Source organism: Desulfurobacterium sp. (assembly GCF_027028515.1).
In the GTDB taxonomy this organism is placed as follows: Bacteria; Aquificota; Aquificia; order Desulfurobacteriales; family Desulfurobacteriaceae; genus Desulfurobacterium_A.
Genome location: NZ_JALVIW010000017.1, coordinates 1 through 1932 on the forward strand (window position 1 = coordinate 1; position 1932 = coordinate 1932).

A 1932-nucleotide genomic window follows, 5' to 3' on the forward strand; every position below is an offset into this window, starting at 1 on the left:
ATATCTAACTGCCTCACAATAAACTACTATTTACTTTATTTACATTTTGTTTACGGTTTATTTACATTTCTGTTACAACTATCGCTATTAGTATTATAGCCCCCTCTAAGTAAACTATCAATAACCTTGTTTAAATGAAGCCACTAAGGAATCTCACCAAAACTTTTTAAAAAGTAATTTGAACTTTTGAGAAAAAGTGGTAGTATTATATTAAACTTCAACTCCTATGGAGGTTAGATGAAAATACCCTTTAAAGCCGTTTACGATATGTGGGTAAAGGTTTTACAGGATTCAAAATCTCCGAAAACGGTTGTAAAGTATAAAAACTACCTGCGTGGCCTTGTAGAAAGGCTTGGAGAATTTGCGATTGAAGAAATAAACGATAAAAAGACATACATAATAGGCTATGCCGTGGCTACCTTAAACGGAAAAACAGCAAGAAAGAACTTCTACAATTCGTGGAATTCCTTTAAGAGATTTGTTAAAGACTACTACAATATAGATCTATTTGAACTTCCTAAAGACTTTAAAGGTAAAAATACCGTTAAAAAACCTAATCCCTTAAAAGAGGAACACTTTCAGGCGTTAAAACAGGTAGTTTGCAGTTTACCCGATAGAGAAACAAATCGGGAAAGAAACATTTCCTTAAAACTTGTGTTTTACCTTATGGGATATGCAGGTTTAAGGCTGGGAGAGGCACTTTTAGTACGGGAAGAAGACCTTTTTTTCAAAACAGATGAAACAGGGAAAGAGTATGTAAAGGTTCTTATTCACGGTAAAGGAAATAAAGAAAGAACTGTTCCCATATTCAAGCAGGAAGTAGTAGATTACCTGAAAAAGTTTAAAGACTACCTGCCACCGAACCTGACACATCAGGCTGTTAACCATAGGCTTAAGTACCTTTACCGAAAGGCCGTTGTTCAAATCTTAAAAGAAAACCCCGAAAACTTTTATCCTCACAGGTTAAGAGATACATATCTAACAAGGTTGGCCGACAGGAAAATCGATATTAGGGTACTACAGGAACTTGCCGGCCATTCAAGTATAGAAATGACAAGACGATACCTTGGAGTTTCACAGGAACAGATGTTAAAAGAAATCCAAAAGGTCGACTTTTAAAACAATATATTCGTTCTATGTTTTATTATTTTGCAGTATTTACGGCTGATTTCAATATTAACCCAATACCTATTATTCATTTCGCATACATATCCCACCGTTCCCGAACCGGCAAAAGGATCTAAAACCACATCTTCCTCAAAAGATAATCCTCTCACTATCATACTTATAAGTGAAGCAGGAAACGGTGCAGGATGCAACCTATTCTTTTCAGGCTGAAAGTTCCATATTCCTGAAGATAGTTTCATAAATTCCTTTTTTGTTATTTTGGTTATTCCTTTTCTCTTTCTTTTCCACTCATTTTTGTAGAGAATCAAAAACCCTTCATAAGGAGAATTTATGTAAGGTGAGGAAGCACTTAACCAGCTTCCCCACGCCGTTAACTTGGTAATTGTAGGATCAGTCCAGAATCCAATTCCATGATGTTTGAAACCTATATCCATACATAAAGTATTGATATCCATCAACGGACTAAACCTAAACTCTCTATCACCACAGGAAAAGTAGTGATTAATAACCATTCGTCCGTCATCGGCAAGAACTCGATAACATTCTCTAAATACCTCTTTTAAAAAAAATAGGTATTCATTATAAGGCTTTTTATCCTTATATGTATCGTAATCTTTACCAACATTGTAGGGTGGAGAAGTTACTATCAGATTAACTGTCTTATCAGGAATTTCCCTTAGTGTTTTTAAGCAATCTGCATTTACAACTATTCCTCTTTTGGTTGTAAAATAAATATCTTCTTTAGAAATTGATTCCTTGATTTTCTCAAAGTTTTTCTGCATACTAATTCCTCCACTAAAGAAT

General features: G+C 34.6%; 2 protein-coding genes. One reads left to right on the top strand and one right to left on the bottom strand.

The genetic code is table 11. The features are described from left to right. Positions 1 to 237: 237 nt before the first annotated feature. Positions 238 to 1119, top strand: coding sequence for a tyrosine-type recombinase/integrase (locus MV676_RS01795; RefSeq protein ID WP_297444732.1), 882 nt, complete (start codon positions 238 to 240; stop codon positions 1117 to 1119). Here the strand turns inward: MV676_RS01795 and MV676_RS01800 are convergent. Next, positions 1116 to 1932: site-specific DNA-methyltransferase (locus MV676_RS01800; protein ID WP_297444734.1), on the bottom strand; the 817-nt coding region annotated here is incomplete at its 5' end. The two genes, MV676_RS01795 and MV676_RS01800, sit on opposite strands and share 4 nt — an antisense overlap.

Coding starts and splice junctions, on each gene's coding strand:
- MV676_RS01795 (WP_297444732.1), top strand. CDS start 238: ATGAAAATACCCTTTAAAGCCGTTTACGATATGTGGGTAAAGGTTTTA.